We start from the raw sequence: 17,885 nt of genomic DNA on the forward strand, positions 1-17,885 counted from the left end.
CCAGAGAAAATAAATCGTCTTATCGCTTTTTTAAAGAGGAAAGTCCGAACAACATAGAGCATCGTGCTTCCTAACGGGAAGGAAGATTATTCGTAATCTGACAGATAGTGCCACAGAAAATAACCGCCTTTTGGGGTAAGGGTGAAAAGGCGAGGTAAGAGCTCACCGCTATTTTGGTGACAGAATAGGCATAGGTAAACCTCACGCGTTGCAAGATCAAATAGGTTGGCTGTCGAAAGACAAAAGGGTTGCTCGTCCGATGCCAGCGGGTAGATTGCTAGAGGTGAATAGTGATATTCATCCAAGATAAATGATAAGAAGGCTTTACAGCTTACAGAATTCGGCTTATAGATTTATTTTCTCTATTTCTTTTACTTGGAAATTCTATCCAAAATCGTTAATTTCGCAAACATTTTTATAAACTCGAGGGACGAGATCCCTCATAACCCAACAAATAATGGCTGTTAAAATCAGACTAGCGCGTCGTGGACGCAAGAAATTGGCAATTTTTGACTTAGTTGTAGCAGATGCTCGTGCACCTCGCGACGGTCGTTTTATTGAGAAAATAGGTACGTATAACCCAAATTCAAATCCTGCTACTATCGTCTTGAACGATGCACAAGCACTTAAATGGGTAATGAATGGAGCTCAACCGACGGATACAGCAAAAGCTATTTTGTCTTACCGTGGTATTTTATACAAGAAGCACTTACAAGTAGGTGTGATTAAAGGTGCTATTACACAAGAACAAGCAGATGCTAAATTTGAAGTTTGGAAAGCTGAGAAAGAGACTAAGATTCAAACTAATTCTACCAACATCCAAGATTCTAAAGATAAGTCTAAGGCTACTCGTTTAGCAGCTGAGGCTAAGGTTTCTGCCGCTCGTGCTGAAGTTATTGCAGCAAAAAACAAAGTGGAAGATGAGGCATTAGTAGCTAGTGTAGTAGATGCTATTAATGAAAGTGATGATGATGTTGCGGAAGAAGTAGAAGAAACTGTTGTAGCTGAAGTAGCTGTAGAAGAGACTCCTGCGGCTGATGAAGCACCAGCAAGCGAAGAAGCTGCTCCTGCGGCTGAAGAAGCACCAGCAAGCGAAGAAGCGGCTCCTGCGGTTGAAGAAGCAGCAGTAATCGAAGAAGTTGCTCCTGCGGCTGATGAAGCACCAACAAGCGAAGAAGCTGCTCCAGAAGCAGAAGCTCCTGCAGCCGAATAATTTTTAAATTCATTTAAAATCATACAAATTTGATAATCAGATTTGTATGATTTTTTTTTGTACCAATGGCAGCAACAGAATATTTTGAATTAGGGACGCTTTCTAAACCTCATGGTATCAAAGGGGCTTTCCATGTGTATTTGGACGTAGATGATCCAGAAGAATACGAGGATTTAGATGCTGTATTCTTACAATTAGGAAACGAAATGGTTCCTTATTTCATTACAGACTTGCAGATTAGGTCCAACCTTAATTTAATGTGTTTGGAGGGGATTGATACCTTAGATGCTGCCAAAGAATTAGTAGGAATTAAGTTGTTTTTACCAGTCTCCTTGCTGCCCAAATTGAAGGATAATCAATTTTATTACCATGAAATTGTGGGATATCAAGTAATCGATAAAAATCATGGTGCTTTAGGAACTGTCAAAGAAGTATATTCCACTGGAGCGCAAGATGTATTGGTTATGACTTATCAAACAAAGGAAGTATTAATTCCTTTGATGGATGAAATTATACCTAAAGTCGACAAGAAGAATCAAGTAATTCATAGTATTTTACCCGAAGGCCTTTTAGAAGTATATTTAGATGATGCGAATTGATATCATTTCGGTAGTTCCAGCCTTGATGCAGAGCTTCTTTGAACATTCGATTTGTAAAAGAGCTAGTCAAGCAGGTTTAGTTTCTATACATTTACACGATTTGCATGATTATTCTTCCAAGAAATTTAGACAAGTAGATGATTATCCATTTGGAGGCGGAGCAGGGATGGTGATTGCGGTAGAGCCTCTTTCTACTTGTTTAGATTTTTTAATGGCCGAAAGAACCTATCAAGAAATTATTTTTTTGACACCTGATGGACAAACTTTCCAACAAGGTTTAGCTAATCAATTGAGTTTGTCTGAGAATCTTTTATTCATTTGTGGGCACTATAAAGGCATTGACGAAAGAATTCGAGAAAAATACGTCACCCGTGAAATTTCCATTGGTGATTATGTATTATCTGGAGGGGAAATAGCTGCAGCAGTTTGTGCCGATGCTATCATTCGATTGATTCCTGGTGCCATAGGTGATGAAAGTTCAGCCCTAACGGACTCGTTCCAAGACGGATTATTGGCTCCACCAGTGTATACTCGACCTGCAAGTTTCCAAGGTATGAATGTACCTGAGGTATTGCTATCAGGGCATGAAAAGAAAATTGATGCTTGGAGACATGAACAGTCAGTCAAGCGTACACAAGAACGTAGACCAGATTTATTACTATAAAATGTTAAAAAAGGGTTCATTAAGTATACCAAACTTGATTGCATTGGGTTTACTTTATCTGATATGGGGTTCCACATTTTTAAGTGTTCGAATTTTGGTAGCCTATTTCCCTCCACTGTTTATTTCCTACGGAAGAAATATTACGGCAGGACTATTGTTATTAACATGGTCCATTTTAGGAGGGTATTGGGTTAAAATGCCCATGAAACATTTGCGTGTTCACATCATGGCAGGTTTACTATTTATTACTGTAAATAATGCCTCACTCGCTATAGCCAGTGCTATTGTTCCATCTGGTTTTTCTGCCGTTTTTATGGCTTTGGGGCCATTAATTTTGGTGATATTCTTTTGGCTAGAAGGAATAAAACCAAGCATTAAGAAAATAGTAGCTACATTTTTAGGATTGGTTGGCATTTTACTGATGAGTTCACAAAAAGGTCTATCCATTCCTGGCAAAGAAGATGAATTCTTTTCGGGAATCTTACTTTTGCTAGGTGCAGTTATAGCATGGAATATTGCTGTATTTAGAGTACAATCGACCAAAGCTAATACCTATCATTTTACACAAGTTTGTGCCATTCAAATGATTTCAGGTAGTATTCCACTGATATTCATTAGTTCTATTAAAGGCGATTTAGCATTATTGCATTTTGATGCAGTACCTATGTCGGCATGGTCGTTTTTTGCCTATTTGACATTAATTGGTTCTATGGCAGGCTTTTCATTGTTTGGATATCTATCTAAAGAGTGTGATGCAACTTTAGTAGCAACTTTTACCTATGTTAACCCGATAGTGGCCCTCATTTTAGGTAATTTGGTTTTAGATGAAGAGTTACATCCAATTTTATTATTTGCTAGTTTTTTCATACTATTGGCAGTCGTTTTAATTACAAGCAATAAAACTAAACCTGTTATTAAGTCATGAAAAAAATCGTATTGACTCTTTTGTTTTTTGTAAACCTTTCATTTTGTCTAATGGCTCAAGGTCCCCAAGCTCTTTATTCAGGAGCAATACCCAATTTCATTGATGGTCCAAACGAACAAAACGTGGCTGTAACCAATGGTATTTCCCGCATTGCAAAAGTTACAATACCCACTTATCAATTTTATTCAGCAGGTTCAGGGGCAAATAAACCCTGTGTAATCGTTTGCCCAGGTGGCGGGTATGGTATTTTAGCTTCCTCTCATGAAGGATCTGATATAGCTAAAAAATTCAATGAAAAGGGAATCCATGCTTTAGTACTATTTTATCGATTACCAGATGTTAAAAGACAAGTGGATAAACGAATTGCACCTTTGCAAGATGCTCAGCAAGCTATTCGTGTGACGCGTCAGCATGCTGCAGAATGGGGAATTGACCCTAAGAAGATTGGTATTATGGGCTTTTCAGCTGGTGGACATTTAGCGGCCAGTGTAGCAACACATTTTACTAAAGATTATACAGGAATCAATGATGGGGCTAATTTGCGTCCAGACTTTCAAATACTGTTGTACCCTGTGATTAGTTTTCGTTCTTTTGGACATCAAGGCTCGGCTAAGAATTTAATCGGTCCAGCCATGTCAGAAGATGATTTGCATTTATTTTCCAATGAAGAACAAGTAAGTACTCAAACTCCCCCTGCATTTTTAGTTCATGCGGCAGATGATAAAGCAGTGCCCATTAAAAATTCATTATTATATGTAGAAAAATTGAGTGACCTTAATATTTCCTGTGATTTACATGTATATGCCAAAGGCGGCCATGGTTTTGGGTTGAATAACAAAACTACAGGTGATGATTGGTTTGAAAGTTTAATCAAATGGTTTAAAAGTCAGTCCTTACTTTGATTTCTTTTCATTAAATAATAAAAAGGTACGCCTGAAATCACTAGACCAAGTCCAATGGTCGAAGAAAGCGTCTTAACATATAATAAATTAGCTGATATGGCTACCAGGATGAGTAAGTAAACTGCAAATACGAGTTTGTTTGTTTTACTTAATAATCCTTTGGATATCTTTTCCTTATATAAGGACATGACCGTAAGGAAGTAGAAAAGTAAGATGGCAAAAACAGTAAAATCCAATAAAGTTCCGTACCCTCCAGAGAAACATAAAAGGATGGCCCAAATACCTTGTATGATTAGGGAATATGCTGGTGCGCCATTTTTGTTCAGATAAGCTGCTTTGGAAAAGAATAATTTGTCTTGAGCCATTGCTTCAAAAAGTCGACCACCAGCAAGAATGATTCCATTATTGCAACCAAACGTGGAAATCATGATAAAAACAGCCATTAAGGTGGCACCAATGGTACCAAATACACTTTGCAATGCAGCCGATCCTAGTCTATCTTGACTGGCAAACATGATACCGCGTTCGTAGGCAGTAGAGCCCTCTGGATTACCATCTAAGGGCAATATACCTAAATAGGCAATATTAGTTAAGATATACAATAAACATACCAAGGCTGAACCATAGACTAAACCTTTAGCAATGGTTTTTTTCGGATCTTCAAAATCTTGACTTGCAAATGTGACATTATTCCAAGCTGAGGAGGAAAATAGAGGTCCAATCATCGCTACACCAAATAAACTAGCTAATGTGAAGGTATCTATAGGAATTAACTGTTGAGTGGGAGTATCATAGGTTTTTACTTCTCTGAAAAAGTCATTAAAATGTAACCAATCATTTTGAAAACCAACATAGAATCCAATCAGGATTAATACAATGATGGCTCCAATTTTGGTAAAAGTGAACAGGTTTTGAATGAATGAGGCAAAGGATATTCCTTTTAAATTAAAATAGGTTAGTAGTGCAATTAATGCAGCGGCTAAAAGTTGTTGGCTATTGATGTAATTAAATAAAATAGCATCTTCATTGATCCAAGTCGGGAATAAAAATCCAGTATACTTAGCGAATGCCACTGCTACCGCAGCGATGGTACCCGTTTGAATAACCAGAAAAGTAGTCCAGCCAAATAAGAACCCCGTCATGGGTGAATAGGCTTCCTTTAAGTAAATATATTGGCCACCTGTTTGAGGAAATAGGGTGGAGAGCTTACCATAGGCATAGGCTCCTGTAATCGTTAAAAAACTCGTAAGTATCCAGGTTGCCAGCCACATATAAGGACTAGATATTTGTCTAGCTACTTCAGAACTTACCAAGAAAATACCTGATCCGATCATGGATCCCATGACCAGCATAGAGGCATCCAAGGTGTTTAATTTTTTAATTTGTTGATTCATTTTTGTTGGAAAACTTAAAAATAGTCAATTTTTAGTTTATGGTATTTTTTTTCGGAGAAATATTAATTAGACTATTTTTTGACTCAATTTTCATTTTTCTCGATGACTCAAAAATTGTAAACGTTTACGTAAACGTTTACGGAAAAAAATTAAAGATTTTCATTGAATTATTATAATTGGTATATCTATATTGGTTTCACTCGATAGTAAATATGGAGTAAAATAATCGAACTACTTACAAAAGTCCTATTAATCAGAATACCAATGAAACAAAGCATCAATGAAGTGGAAGTTTGGGACCAATTCAGAAATGGAAACCATCAGGCTTTTACTTGCCTTTATCAGCATTTTGTACAGCCATTATATTCCTATTCCATGGGGATTACTAGTGATAAGGAATTAATCAAAGATTGTTTGCATGATTTGTTTGTGGAACTATGGCGTAATCATGCGAATCTAGGTCCAACCACCAGTGTCAAATTTTATTTGATGGCTTCCATTAAACGCAAATTGGTACGTCATTTAGATGGTCAATTAAAAAATGCACAGCATCATGCTAATTATTATTTAGAGTCGGCAGATCGTGATTACAGCCAAGAATTTATGATGATCCGAATGGAAGATGAATTATCTACCAATAAACAATTGTCGCAATGTTTGTTAAAATTAAGTAAGAGACAAAGAGAGGCCATTTCTTTGAAATTTTACCACAATATGGATACGGATCAGATTAGTCAATCCATGAAAATCAATCCTCAATCGGTCTATAATTTGATTTTTGGAGCTTTACGTCAGATGAAAGATCTGATGGTCTTTGAAAATGTAGCATTTTGATGGAAAATGAGTAAAAAGTTTGTGCGTATTGCTTTACATAGTAATTGTACAAAAAAAACTTTAAATGATACATAAAAATGGAAAGGAACAAAGAAACTTAAAACGCTTCATGCGTGATCGCATTAGTAAATTTTTAGTAAGATTTTCTAGTAATACCTGGAACCAACCTAGAAAATTGATAAACCCTAAGGTCCAGCTAACTCCTGATGAGAGCAAGGCATTATGGAGTAGAATACAAAATACTTTGCATTCTTATTAACTTATTATTTTAGAACAAATGAGAAAAAAATTACTTTCAAAGTTCCTATTAAGCATGATATTTGTTTTTTTAGGAATTCAATTATTTGCTCAGGAGCGTTCCATCAGTGGAAAAATTATTTCTGCTGAAGATGGATCGGGGATTCCTGGGGTTTCGGTTTTGTTAAAAGGAACCAAGACAGGTACATCATCAGATGTAAATGGAAATTTTAAAATTTCAGCTTCTAATTCGTCTGTATTATTGATTACTTCAGTTGGATATTTGCCCCAAGAAATTACTGTTGGGTCAAAAAGTCAGATTGATGTCAAATTATTAGCAGACAATACTAGTTTAAGTGAAGTGGTAGTAGTTGGTTATGGTACTCAGAAAAAGAGTCAAATGACAGGTGCTATTTCCTCGGTAGGAGCAAAAGAGATTTCTGAATTACCTGTAACCAATGCGCGTCAAGCCTTACAAGGTAGAGCTGCGGGTGTTGACGTAGTTCAGCCAGGTTCTAAGCCGGGAGCAGGTCCACAAATTCGTATTCGTGGTAGAAGATCCTTCAATGCTTCAAACGATCCATTATATGTAGTGGATGGCATTCCATTATCTGGAGGTATCGATGATATCAACCCATCTGATATTACCTCCATGGAAGTATTGAAAGATGCATCAGCTACAGCCATTTATGGTTCTAGAGGAGCTAATGGTGTGGTTATTATTAGTACCAAAAGAGGTAAAGTAGGAAAAACTGTGGTATCAGTGGATTCTTATTATGGAGTTAATCAGCAATTAGGTACAATCCAAGTAATGAATGGTGCTGAGTTTGCTGAATACAAAAGAGAGTCTCGACGTGCAGTAGGACAATATCCTCTTGGTGCGGCTACAGCTGCTGATGATGCAAAAATATTTGAGCCAAGAGAATTAACAAGTATAGCTACTGGTAGAAGCACGGATTATGTAGGCGGGATGTTGCGTGCAGGTGCTATTCAAAGCCATCAAGTTTCAGTATCTGGAGGTTCCGATAAGACTACTTTCAATATTTCTGCTAATTACTTTAACGATATTGGTGTAGTTAAGATGCAAGATTTTACTCGTTACACTTTCCGTGTAAACTTGGATCATCAAATAAACAATAAGATCAAAGTTGGATTATCAACTTTAGTGGTTAACAGCATGCGCAACGGTGAAAACCTAAATGTTTTAGGTGGAGCTATGCAAGAGAATCCATTGGGAGAACCTTATGATGCAAATGGAAATTTAGTGTTTCTTCCAACGAATGATGGATTAAGAACAAATCCATTTGCCGAAATTGTTCCAGGTGCAAACATTGATGAAAATAAGCGTTTTAGAACATTTAATAGCTTATATGGAGAATGGAATATTGCTAAAGGTTTAAAATATCGTGTGAATTTTGGACCAGATTTAACGATTGGTCGCACTGGTCGATTTATTGGAGCATTCACAAACAACAACCGTGGAGGGAATGCCAATGGTGCTATCAGTGAGCAATTTTTGTTCAATTGGACATTAGAAAACGTTATTACTTATAACCGTAAATTTAAAGATGTACATAACGTCAATTTTACAGGTTTGCAGTCTATTCAGCGTGATCGTGATGAAAGAACGTCTATTTCTGTTAACGGTATCCCTGCTGAATCTGAATCCTATCATCGTTTAGGTGATGCTAGCCAGATAACAGGCGCCAATACAGATTTAATTGAATGGACTTTACTTTCTTACATGGGGCGTTTGAATTACGACTATAAAGAGAAATATTTAATAACAGCTACTTTGAGAGCGGATGGATCTTCTCGATTTGGAGCTAATACCAAGTTTGGTTTATTCCCATCTGTAGCCATTGGTTGGAATATGTCAGAGGAACCATTTATTAAAGACATTACAGCTATCGATCAGTTAAAATTACGTGCTAGTTGGGGTGCGATTGGTAACCAAGCCATTAATCCTTACCAAACACAAGCTTTACTTGGAAGAACAGCCTATGCTTGGGATAATGCTGCAGCCTATGGTTACCGTCCCAATACCATTGGTAACCCAGATTTACGTTGGGAAACTTCCACAACTAAAAACATTGGTTTAGATTTTAGTTTCTTACGTGGAAGAATTTCAGGTACGGCTGAATATTATGTAACTAATACTACGAATTTATTAGCACCTCAACCATTACCAACTTCCATTGGATTTGGAGGTTTTACCACGAACATTGGCGAGACTCAAAATTCGGGTCTTGAATTGACCTTATCTTCTGTCAATGTTGATAAAGGAGGCTTTAATTGGACAACGGATTTGATTTTCAACAGAAATAGAGAATCTATTATTGAATTAGCAAATGGAAAAGTAGATGATATTGGAGCTGGTAGATTTATAGGACAGCCTTTAAGTGTTTTCTTTGATTATAAGAAAATAGGTATTTGGCAAACATCCGAAAAAGATGAAGCAGCTAAATATGGTGATAAGGTAGGTCAAATTAAGGTTCAAGACTATAATAATGATGGAAAAATAAATGCAGATGACCGTCAAATTTTAGGATCGGCAGTACCTTCCTTTACAGCTGGTTTAACCAATAGATTTTCATACAAGGGTTTTGATTTATCATTCTTTGTTTTTGCTCGTGTAGGACAAATGATTCGCAGTCGTTTTCATGATAACGTGAATCAATTAGCTGGTCGTTATAACAACTTATCTTTGAACTATTGGACTCCAAATAATCCAACCAATGAGTTTCCTCAACCCGTTGTAACGCAAGAATTTCCTAAAAATGGAAGCTCTTTAACTTATTTTGAAGGTTCATTCTTTAAGATTAGAAACATCAATATTGGTTACAATATTCCTGACGCAGTGGCTAAAAAATGGAAGATGGAAGGCATCCGTGTGTATGCGAGTATTCAACAGCCTTTGATTTTGGCAGAGTATCGTCAGAAATACAAAGGAATTGACCCTGAAACTTACGTAGATGGAGAGCAAGGTGTTGGAGGTGGTGAAGTAAACACGAACATTTCACCTGCAACGAGTATCCTTACTTTTGGCGTAAATCTTAAATTTTAACTATTATTTCAAATATTGATAGATATGAAAAGCTTTAAATTATTTAAAAAAATAAGTTTTTTAGCAAATTTAGGATTGATTGGAACTTTAGGTTTAGGTTTACAATCTTGCAATGATTTGCTAACAGAAAATGTCGTTTCACGTATTGGTAATGATTATATCAATACAGCAAAAGGATTGAACGATGCTACGAGTGCTGCTTATTCTACCATGCGCTCATGGTATGGAACAGAGCGCGGTATGAATTTGACTATTTTTGGTACAGATACCTACACCAATGGGGCAGATGGTAGCTGGAAATTCATGAATACCTATACAACGGATTTCGATACTAGAAATGGTTTATTGGCAGAAGTATGGGGTGATTTTTACCAAGGGATAAATACGTGTAATGCTATTATTGAACGTTCGGTTGCTGTGACTGGTTTAACAGAGTCTGTTAAAAAACAACGTATAGCTGAAGCTAAGTTTATTCGTGCTCATCATTATTTCATTTTTACTCAATTGTTTGGTGGTGTAGATCTTCGTTTAACAGAAACCTTAGCTCCAACCAAAGTCGTAAAACGTAGCACGGTAGCTGAGCAATATGCTCAAATTATTAAGGATTTGAATGAGGCAATTCCTGATTTGGAAAATAAATCAAGATCTGCAGAATATGGCAGAGCTACTCGCGCAGCAGCAGAACATTTATTGGGAAGAGTTTATTTAACAAAAGCTACTTCCACAGCCAAAGCAAGTGATGACTATGCCAAAGCCATTGTAAATTTCAAAAATGTGATTGCGAACTATGGACTTACTTTATTGCCTAATTTCGCTGATGTGCACAAGCAAGGTAATGAAATGAACAATGAAGTTATTTGGTCAATTCAATATACGCGTGATCCATTAACGAATGCCGGTGGTAATAATGCTCACGTATTTTTTGGTATGGAATATGACGTATTACCGGGTATGCAGCGGGATACGGAAAATGGTCGTCCATTTAAACGTTATAAGCCTACTAATTATACCTTAGATGTGGTTTTCAATAATCGCGAAAATGACAGTCGTTACAAGAAAACGTTTAAGGATACTTATTTATCGAATAAGCCAGGTACCTACAATACTAGTTTTGACTTAACTAAGAAGTCGGTCACATTTGCTTTAGGTGATACAGCTATTTTCTTACCCGGTTATGAAATGTCTGAAGCTGAAAGAGCAAAAAAGAAATATCAAGTTTTAGTTCCATCTCGTTATGATGAGCGTATTTTCCCTGCCATCAACAAGCATTTTGACGGAGGTCGTGTAGACCGTACTCAATTTGAAGGAGGACGTGACTTTATTGCTTTTAGATTAGCAGATACCTATTTAATGTTAGCAGAAGCTCAGTATTTTTCTGGACTTAAAGCTGATGCTGCTGCAAATTACAATATGATTCGTCGTCGTGCTGCTTGGCCAGGTAAAGAAAACGAAATGATGGTTAAGGCAGACGATTTAACCCTTGATTTTGTCATGGAAGAACGTGAGCGTGAATTATTAGGAGAACAATCTCGCTGGTTAGATTTAGCTCGTTGGGGGAATTTGATTGACCGTGTGAAGAAGTTTAATCCTCAAGCGGCTCCATTTATCAAAGCTCACCATGTATTAAGACCAATTCCTCAGCTACAAATTGATCGGGCAGATGGTACTTCTACCGGATTCCCTCAAAACGGAGGCTATTAATGTCAATTTGATTTTGTTATTTTGTGAAATTCCGAGGAGTCATTCTCGGAATTTTACTTTAAACTTATTTTTATGAAAAAATTATTTTTAATCTTATCAACTTGTATTGCCTTACAGGTAAGTGCTCAAAATCAATCGGTTAGCTTTAAGAAAAATGATGCCGAAAAGAAAATAGATGTCTTAGTTGGAGGCAAATATTTTACTTCATATTATTTTCCAGGTGAAGCCATCTTAAAAAAGGCAGTTCTTTACCCTATTTTGAGTGCTCAAGGGAGCACCATTACACGTGGCTATCCAGTAGCTATTCGTCCTGGAGAACGTACCGACCACCCTCATCATGTGGGGATGTGGTTAAACTATGAGGATGTAAATGGCTTTGATTATTGGAATAATTCCAATAACATTTCTGATGGAATGAAGAGCCATAAATTTGGTACCATTGTTCATGAACAAGTTTTGAACATGAAGGGAGGTAAAGAAAAAGGAGAATTAACTGTTTCTGCTACCTGGATTGATCGTGATGGGAAAGGAGCGAAGGTATTAGCTGAAAAGACAAGCTATGCTTTTTCGGGAACCACGGATGTTCGGGTAATTGATCGAATTACAACCTTGACAGCTTTAGCTGAAACAGTTCTTTTTAAAGATGTAAAAGATGGGATGTTTGCGATTCGTTTGGCTCGTCAATTAGAAATCCCTTCGAATAAACCGGATATTTTTACAGACGCTCATGGAGTGGAGACAAAAGTTCCTGTTTTGGATAATACGGGAGTAAGTGGCGATTATGAAAGCAGTGAAGGAATTACAGGTGAGAAAGTTTGGAGTACCCGTGCTAAATGGATGAACTTGAAAGGTGTATTGGATAATCATCCAATCAACATTGCTATTTTAGATCACCCAGCTAACGTTAGCTATCCAAGTTACTGGCATGCGAGAGGATATGGTTTATTTGCCGTAAATCCATTAGGAGCAAAAGTATTCAGTAATGGTAAGGATGAACGTAATTTAACTTTGAAAAAGGGTGAATCTGTAACGTTTAGATATAGAACGGTGATTGCTGATAAACAATTAAGTAAAGATGTTTTGGATAAAATGCAAGCTGATTTTGCTAAGCAAGTGAAATAGGCATTTCTATTTCACGAAAAAGCTGTATTTTTGTGGTGTATCAGGGGCTCTTTGAGCCCCTATTTATTTGATTATATGAAGCTACAATTTTTAGGTGCGGCCAAACAAGTGACAGGAAGTATGTACTTGCTAGAATTGGAAGATGGCTTTAAGATTTTGATTGATTGTGGTACGGATATGGAGCGTGAGATCGATTTTGATGAGCCTTATGAGAGTAAAGCATTTTTCCCATTTGATGCCTCCTTGATTAATTTAGTCATTCTTACCCATGCACATATTGATCATTCGGGTAATATTCCCATGCTGTATCGTGAAGGATATGAAGGTCAAGTACTTTGTACACCTCCTACAGCAGAATTAGCAGAATTACTCTTAATGGACTCCGCTAATTTGCATTTGAGAAAATTAAAAGCCGCTCAAGGTGAAAGTCGAAAAAAACATAAACAAATGGATCGTCTTTTACGTAAAGGGGATTTGTATTTACAAAAGGATGTAGAACATTCTGTCAATCATTTTATAACCATTCCTTTTAGTAAAAAATTCAGGGCTACAGAAAATTTAGAAATTACTTTTATTCCAGCTGGTCACTTATTGGGTGCTGCTCATGTTCATTTAAGCATTACCGAAAACGGAGTTAAGAAAACCTTAGGTTTTAGTGGAGATGTGGGTAGGAAAAATTACCCATTGCACATTGATCCTCAAACCATGCCAGCATGCGATTATTTGGTTTGTGAATCTACTTATGGTAATCGTATCCATGAAGACAAAGAAAGTACTAAGAAAGCTTTAGGAGATATCATTAAGGCTACTTGCATCGATAAACCGGGTAGATTGATTATCCCCGCTTTTTCAGTAGGTAGAACCCAAGCCGTTTTGTATACCTTGAATCGCTTGATTGAAGAAGATCATTTCCCTGCTATACGTGTGTTCACGGATAGTCCTATGGGAAAAAGTTCTACTCGAATTTATACCAAATATTCCTCTTATTTAAATCAAGAAGCAAGGGAATTTCAAGCTGAATATGATGAATTATTCGACTTTGATAACTTGAAGTTTTTACAAACGGAGAAAGAAAGCAGAGCAATAAAAAATTACCATGAACCCTGTATCATTATTTCTTCTTCAGGAATGATTTCAGGTGGTAGAGTAGAAACTCATATTGCTGATAATATTTCTAATACTTATTGTACTATTTTATTGATTGGTTACGCAGCGGAAGGCACCTTGGGCAGACAATTATTAGCCGGAACGGACCATATACAAGTACGAGATCGAGAATATAAAGTTCACGCCCAAATACGTAAAATTGATGTGTTTTCAGGGCATGCCGATAAAATAGGTTTATTGGATTTTATGAAAGTTCAAAGTCCAACGACGCTTAAAAAAGTGTTTCTATCACACGGGGAAGAAGAAAGTATGGTAGAATTCAAAGAAGAGTTAACAAATTTGGGATATCAAGATGTTATTTTGCCCGAAAAGAATCAAACTTTCATTCTTTAATTGATAATTTTACAATTGAAATTAACATCTACTATGAGAACATTATTAGAATTTGAAAAGCCAATTGCTGAATTAGAGGATAAGTTGATAGAAATGCGCAAATTAGCAATTGAAAATAATGTCGATGTTACAGCTACTGTACAATCATTGACAGAAAAAATTCTAGAATTGAAAAAAGAGACATTTTTTAATTTAACTCGCTGGCAAAGGGTTCAGTTATCTCGACATCCCGATCGTCCTTATACGTTTGATTATATTGAAAAAATATGTGAAGAGTTCATCGAGATTCATGGTGATCGTTCGGTAGCAGATGATAAAGCCATGGTGGGTGGATTTGGGAATATAGATGGCGAATTTTCTGTCATGTTCATTGGCCAACAAAAAGGCCGTAATACCAAGCAAAGACAATATCGGAATTTTGGAATGCCTAATCCTGAAGGTTATCGGAAGGCTTTGCGTTTGATGAAAATGGCGGAGAAATTCAATAAGCCCGTTGTTTGTTTAATTGATACTCCAGGTGCATTTCCAGGCTTAGAAGCAGAAGAAAGGGGACAAGGTGAGGCCATAGCAAGGAATATTCGTGATATGTTCATGTTGAAAGTACCTGTTATTTGCATTATTATCGGTGAAGGAGCATCAGGTGGTGCATTAGGTATTGCGGTTGGAGATCGCGTCTTAATGATGGAAAATACCTGGTATTCGGTAATTTCTCCTGAATCTTGTTCTTCTATTTTATGGAGATCTTGGAATTATAAGGAGCAAGCTGCGGAAGCATTGAAATTGACAGCAAATGATATGGAGCAAAATGGCTTAATTGATGGGATTATTCCTGAGCCATTAGGAGGTGCGCATTTAGATCCAGATGCTGCTGCCGCTAAAATGAAATCCGTTATCAAAGAAGAATTGAAAAAGCTTTGTGCTATGGATAGTCGTGCTCGAATTGACGCACGTATAGATAAGTACGGTAAAATGGGTGTTGTCGTTGAGTAAAGGCTATGTCTACGTCTAAACCTTCACTTCTTTTTGATTTAGGTAATGTTTTATTACCCATCGATTTAGATAAAACGTATCAAGCTTTTTCTAATTTATCCGATCAATATTCTAGTCAAGAAGTAAAAGAGTTAACGCATATTCATTCGCTTTGGTCAGCATATGAAAGTGGATTACAAAGTGATGAAGAGTTTAGAGAATTTCTTCGAGCAAATTTAGCTTTGAATTGTACTGATGAACAATTTGATCAGGCATTTTTAGCTCTTTTATTGGATTTTCATCCGGGAGTATATGAATGGCTTGAAAATTTATCCAAACAATTCTCCATCTATTTGTTAAGTAATACCAGCGCCATTCATGCCAAAAAATTCACACAAGTGCCATTAGGGCCGCAAGGGGAGAGTCTATTTGCCTTGTTTCAGAAAACATATTTTTCCTTTAATCTAGGATTGATTAAGCCAGATGTGAATATTTATTATCATGTAATTCAAGATTTATCGTTAAAACCGGAAAATATTGTTTTTTTTGATGATAATTTTCATAATATTGAATCAGCAAAACGAGTAGGCATTAATGGAGTGCTCATTGATCCTTCGTGTTCTTTAAATCAAATTGACTCCTATTTATTGCAATTATGCTCATAAAATCTGCATTGTTCGACCTATTCTTTAAAGGAATGGGTTGGGAAATGAAAGGAAAAATTCCACGAGATATTCCTAAAAGTATAGTGATAGTGTGTCCTCACGCCACTTGGGTTGATTTCCCTATTGGATTAGGTGTACGTTCTTTACTCGATTTGAAAATCTATTTTTGGGGTAAACAAGAACTTTTTAAAGGTGTTTTTGGATGGTTGTTTCGTTGGTTGGGAGGTTACCCAGTTGACCGATCAAAGAATCAAAATTTGGTTAGTGCCATTGTCGATATTTATCAAGCAAATAAACATTTTCATGCTGCTCTGGCACCAGAAGGCACACGTAAAGATGTGCAAGAATTAAAAACAGGATTTTATCATATTGCTGTTCAGGCAAACATCCCCATCATCATGGTTGGATTTGATTATGTGAATAAGTGGGTTCACATCAATGAGCCATTTTATCCCAGTGGAGATTTTGAAGTGGATAAGAAAGTCATTGCGAGTTATTATGCTTCTATCCCAGGGACAAAAAAATCTTGGATAAAGAATTATTTAGCTTGAAAGGCTAGAGTATAATCATATATCATCTTAGCCGTTTTTTTTGATGCTCCTGCAGGTCCAATGATGTGAAATAATTCATCATAAGCTTTCAATTGTTTTTGCTTGCTGGCTGAATTTGAATCCATTAATTGCTTGAGCTTAAGCGAAATATGAGATGCTGTGAATTTTGATTGTATCATTTCAGGAACAGCTTCTTTTCCTAAAATGATATTGACTAAGGATATGAATTTTATTTTAATCAATAGTTTGGCTAATGAATAAAATAGCCAGTCTGTCTTATACACGACAATTTGTGGTATTTTGAATAAAGCAGTTTCTAATGTCGCCGTTCCAGAGGTAACAATGGCAACTTGTGATACATGAAGCAAATTGTAGGTATCGTCATAAATGATATCCAAATCATAGGCCTCATAAATCGATTTCCATTCTTTAAGTCCAGCGACATAAAAGTGTAAATTGGGGAATTGAAGCTTTAAGTCTTGAAAAACTGGCAAAGCTGCATATATTTCTTGCTTTCGACTACCTGCTAACAGCGAAATACAAGGTTGTTGGATGGAGTTGTGTTCGACAAATTGGGGATTTGGCTGAAATTCATCAATGGAATCTTTCAAAGGGTTACCCACATAATGAGTAGAAATTCCATGTTCTTCAAATAGCGTTTTTTCAAAGGGGAAAATCACATACAATTGATCGATCCATTTTTTGATTACATCTACGCGGCCTTTATTCCAAGCCCATACTTTGGGAGCAATGTAAAATTGGGTATGAAATCCTTGTAATTTGGCAATTCTAGCTGCCTTTAAGTTAAATCCACCGTAATCAATGAAGATGACAGTGTCGGGTTGAAATGCTTGAATTTGATATTTAAATTTTTGGAATAAGCCTTTAAGTCGTTGAATGTTCTGTAATACACCCAATAACCCCATGATAGCAAGCTCTTTATGATGTATGAGAACTTCTGCTCCGGCATCCTGCATATCATCACCTCCCCAAGCTTGTATGCTAGCAGTAGGATCAAGCAATAATAGCTCCTTAATGAGTTTGGAACCATGTAAATCGCCCGATTTTTCACCTGCTAGTATAAAATACTTCATTTATATTTCTCCGTAATATTCAACCGAGTTTTTATTGGTTTCTACCAAATGGATTTTATGTAATTGGGCACTAGAAGAAGCGGATTTAATTTTTGGGTCTAAAATTTTCCAAAATTCCATCACTAAGTTTTCACAACTGGCTAATTTACCTGTCATGAAATCTACATCCATATTGAGGTTTTTGTGATCAACCTTATCTATAATTTCCTTTTTAATCAGTTTGCCTAATTCCTTTAAATCAAAAACAAATCCTGTTTCAGGATCAGGAATACCTTTTATTGTAACGATTAATTCAAAATTATGGCCGTGCCAGTTTTTGTTGGCACAGGGGCCAAATACTTCTTCATTCTTAGCTTCTGACCAATTGGGATTATATAGCCGGTGTGCGGCATTAAAATGTTCCTTGCGGATGACGTAAACCATTGTTTTCAGTTGTTTAAAGTGAGGG

16 protein-coding genes and 1 other RNA gene are annotated in these 17,885 nt (G+C 36.5%); 14 read left to right on the forward strand and 3 right to left on the reverse strand.

Going from position 1 to position 17,885, the window contains the following annotated elements; genetic code table 11:
• The first annotated feature begins 6 nt into the window (after window positions 1-6).
• The 6 genes from rnpB (at window position 7) to U0R11_RS04595 (ending at window position 4,303) form a co-directional block, all read left to right on the forward strand.
• Window positions 7-364: RNase P RNA component class A (rnpB, locus tag U0R11_RS04570), an RNA gene on the forward strand.
• A gap of 93 nt (window positions 365-457) precedes the next feature.
• The gene (locus U0R11_RS04575; RefSeq protein ID WP_406750100.1) at window positions 458-1,213 is read left to right on the forward strand and encodes a 30S ribosomal protein S16; all 756 of its coding nucleotides are present in this window, start codon (window positions 458-460) and stop codon (window positions 1,211-1,213) included.
• 65 nt (window positions 1,214-1,278) lie between these two features.
• Window positions 1,279-1,812, forward strand: coding sequence for a ribosome maturation factor RimM (rimM, locus tag U0R11_RS04580; protein ID WP_406750102.1), 534 nt, complete (start codon window positions 1,279-1,281; stop codon window positions 1,810-1,812).
• Entirely contained in the window at window positions 1,802-2,476 is a 675-nt protein-coding gene (gene trmD, locus U0R11_RS04585) for a tRNA (guanosine(37)-N1)-methyltransferase TrmD (RefSeq protein WP_406750576.1), read from the forward strand. Before rimM ends, trmD begins: the two co-directional genes overlap by 11 nt.
• A complete protein-coding gene (locus U0R11_RS04590; protein WP_406750103.1) occupies window positions 2,424-3,401 on the forward strand; it encodes an EamA family transporter in 978 nt (325 codons plus the stop codon). The genes trmD and U0R11_RS04590 overlap by 53 nt, the downstream gene beginning before the upstream one ends.
• On the forward strand, window positions 3,398-4,303 hold the full coding sequence (locus tag U0R11_RS04595; protein WP_406750105.1) for an alpha/beta hydrolase: 906 nt from the start codon (window positions 3,398-3,400) through the stop codon (window positions 4,301-4,303). Before U0R11_RS04590 ends, U0R11_RS04595 begins: the two co-directional genes overlap by 4 nt.
• Here U0R11_RS04595 and U0R11_RS04600 read toward each other — a convergent pair.
• Window positions 4,288-5,697 carry an APC family permease gene (locus U0R11_RS04600; protein WP_406750106.1) on the reverse strand — a complete coding sequence of 470 codons (1,410 nt, stop codon included), beginning with the start codon at window positions 5,695-5,697 and terminating at the stop codon, window positions 4,288-4,290. The two genes, U0R11_RS04595 and U0R11_RS04600, sit on opposite strands and share 16 nt — an antisense overlap.
• Window positions 5,698-5,961: 264 nt before the next feature.
• Between U0R11_RS04600 and U0R11_RS04605 the strand changes: the two genes are divergently transcribed.
• The 8 genes from U0R11_RS04605 to U0R11_RS04640 all read left to right on the forward strand — a co-directional run bounded on the left by U0R11_RS04605 (window position 5,962) and on the right by U0R11_RS04640 (window position 16,343).
• Window positions 5,962-6,531 (forward strand): RNA polymerase sigma factor, encoded by a 570-nt coding sequence (locus U0R11_RS04605; protein ID WP_406750108.1) that lies wholly within the window; start codon window positions 5,962-5,964, stop codon window positions 6,529-6,531.
• Window positions 6,532-6,844: 313 nt separating this feature from the next.
• Entirely contained in the window at window positions 6,845-9,835 is a 2,991-nt protein-coding gene (locus U0R11_RS04610) for a SusC/RagA family TonB-linked outer membrane protein (RefSeq protein WP_406750110.1), read from the forward strand.
• 24 nt (window positions 9,836-9,859) lie between these two features.
• Window positions 9,860-11,536: a RagB/SusD family nutrient uptake outer membrane protein gene (locus tag U0R11_RS04615; RefSeq protein WP_406750111.1), complete on the forward strand. Its 1,677-nt coding sequence runs from the start codon at window positions 9,860-9,862 to the stop codon at window positions 11,534-11,536.
• Between the two features lie 72 nt (window positions 11,537-11,608).
• The gene (locus U0R11_RS04620) at window positions 11,609-12,658 is read left to right on the forward strand and encodes a DUF6807 domain-containing protein (protein WP_406750113.1); all 1,050 of its coding nucleotides are present in this window, start codon (window positions 11,609-11,611) and stop codon (window positions 12,656-12,658) included.
• Window positions 12,659-12,733: 75 nt separating this feature from the next.
• Window positions 12,734-14,158: an MBL fold metallo-hydrolase RNA specificity domain-containing protein gene (locus tag U0R11_RS04625; protein ID WP_406750115.1), complete on the forward strand. Its 1,425-nt coding sequence runs from the start codon at window positions 12,734-12,736 to the stop codon at window positions 14,156-14,158.
• A gap of 33 nt (window positions 14,159-14,191) precedes the next feature.
• Window positions 14,192-15,148: an acetyl-CoA carboxylase carboxyltransferase subunit alpha gene (locus U0R11_RS04630; RefSeq protein ID WP_406750116.1), complete on the forward strand. Its 957-nt coding sequence runs from the start codon at window positions 14,192-14,194 to the stop codon at window positions 15,146-15,148.
• A gap of 5 nt (window positions 15,149-15,153) precedes the next feature.
• Entirely contained in the window at window positions 15,154-15,792 is a 639-nt protein-coding gene (locus U0R11_RS04635; protein WP_406750118.1) for an HAD family hydrolase, read from the forward strand.
• Complete coding sequence (locus U0R11_RS04640) at window positions 15,783-16,343, forward strand: 1-acyl-sn-glycerol-3-phosphate acyltransferase (protein ID WP_406750120.1); 561 nt, start codon at window positions 15,783-15,785, stop codon at window positions 16,341-16,343. Before U0R11_RS04635 ends, U0R11_RS04640 begins: the two co-directional genes overlap by 10 nt.
• Here U0R11_RS04640 and lpxB read toward each other — a convergent pair.
• Window positions 16,331-17,437, reverse strand: a complete 1,107-nt coding sequence (gene lpxB / locus U0R11_RS04645; protein WP_406750122.1) for a lipid-A-disaccharide synthase — start codon at window positions 17,435-17,437, stop codon at window positions 16,331-16,333. The genes U0R11_RS04640 and lpxB overlap by 13 nt on opposite strands.
• Window positions 17,438-17,860 carry a 6-pyruvoyl trahydropterin synthase family protein gene (locus tag U0R11_RS04650; protein WP_166374127.1) on the reverse strand — a complete coding sequence of 141 codons (423 nt, stop codon included), beginning with the start codon at window positions 17,858-17,860 and terminating at the stop codon, window positions 17,438-17,440.
• Between the last annotated feature and the right edge of the window lie 25 nt (window positions 17,861-17,885).

The organism is Aquirufa salirivi (assembly GCF_045310485.1).
Taxonomy (GTDB): Bacteria; Bacteroidota; Bacteroidia; order Cytophagales; family Spirosomataceae; genus Aquirufa; species Aquirufa salirivi.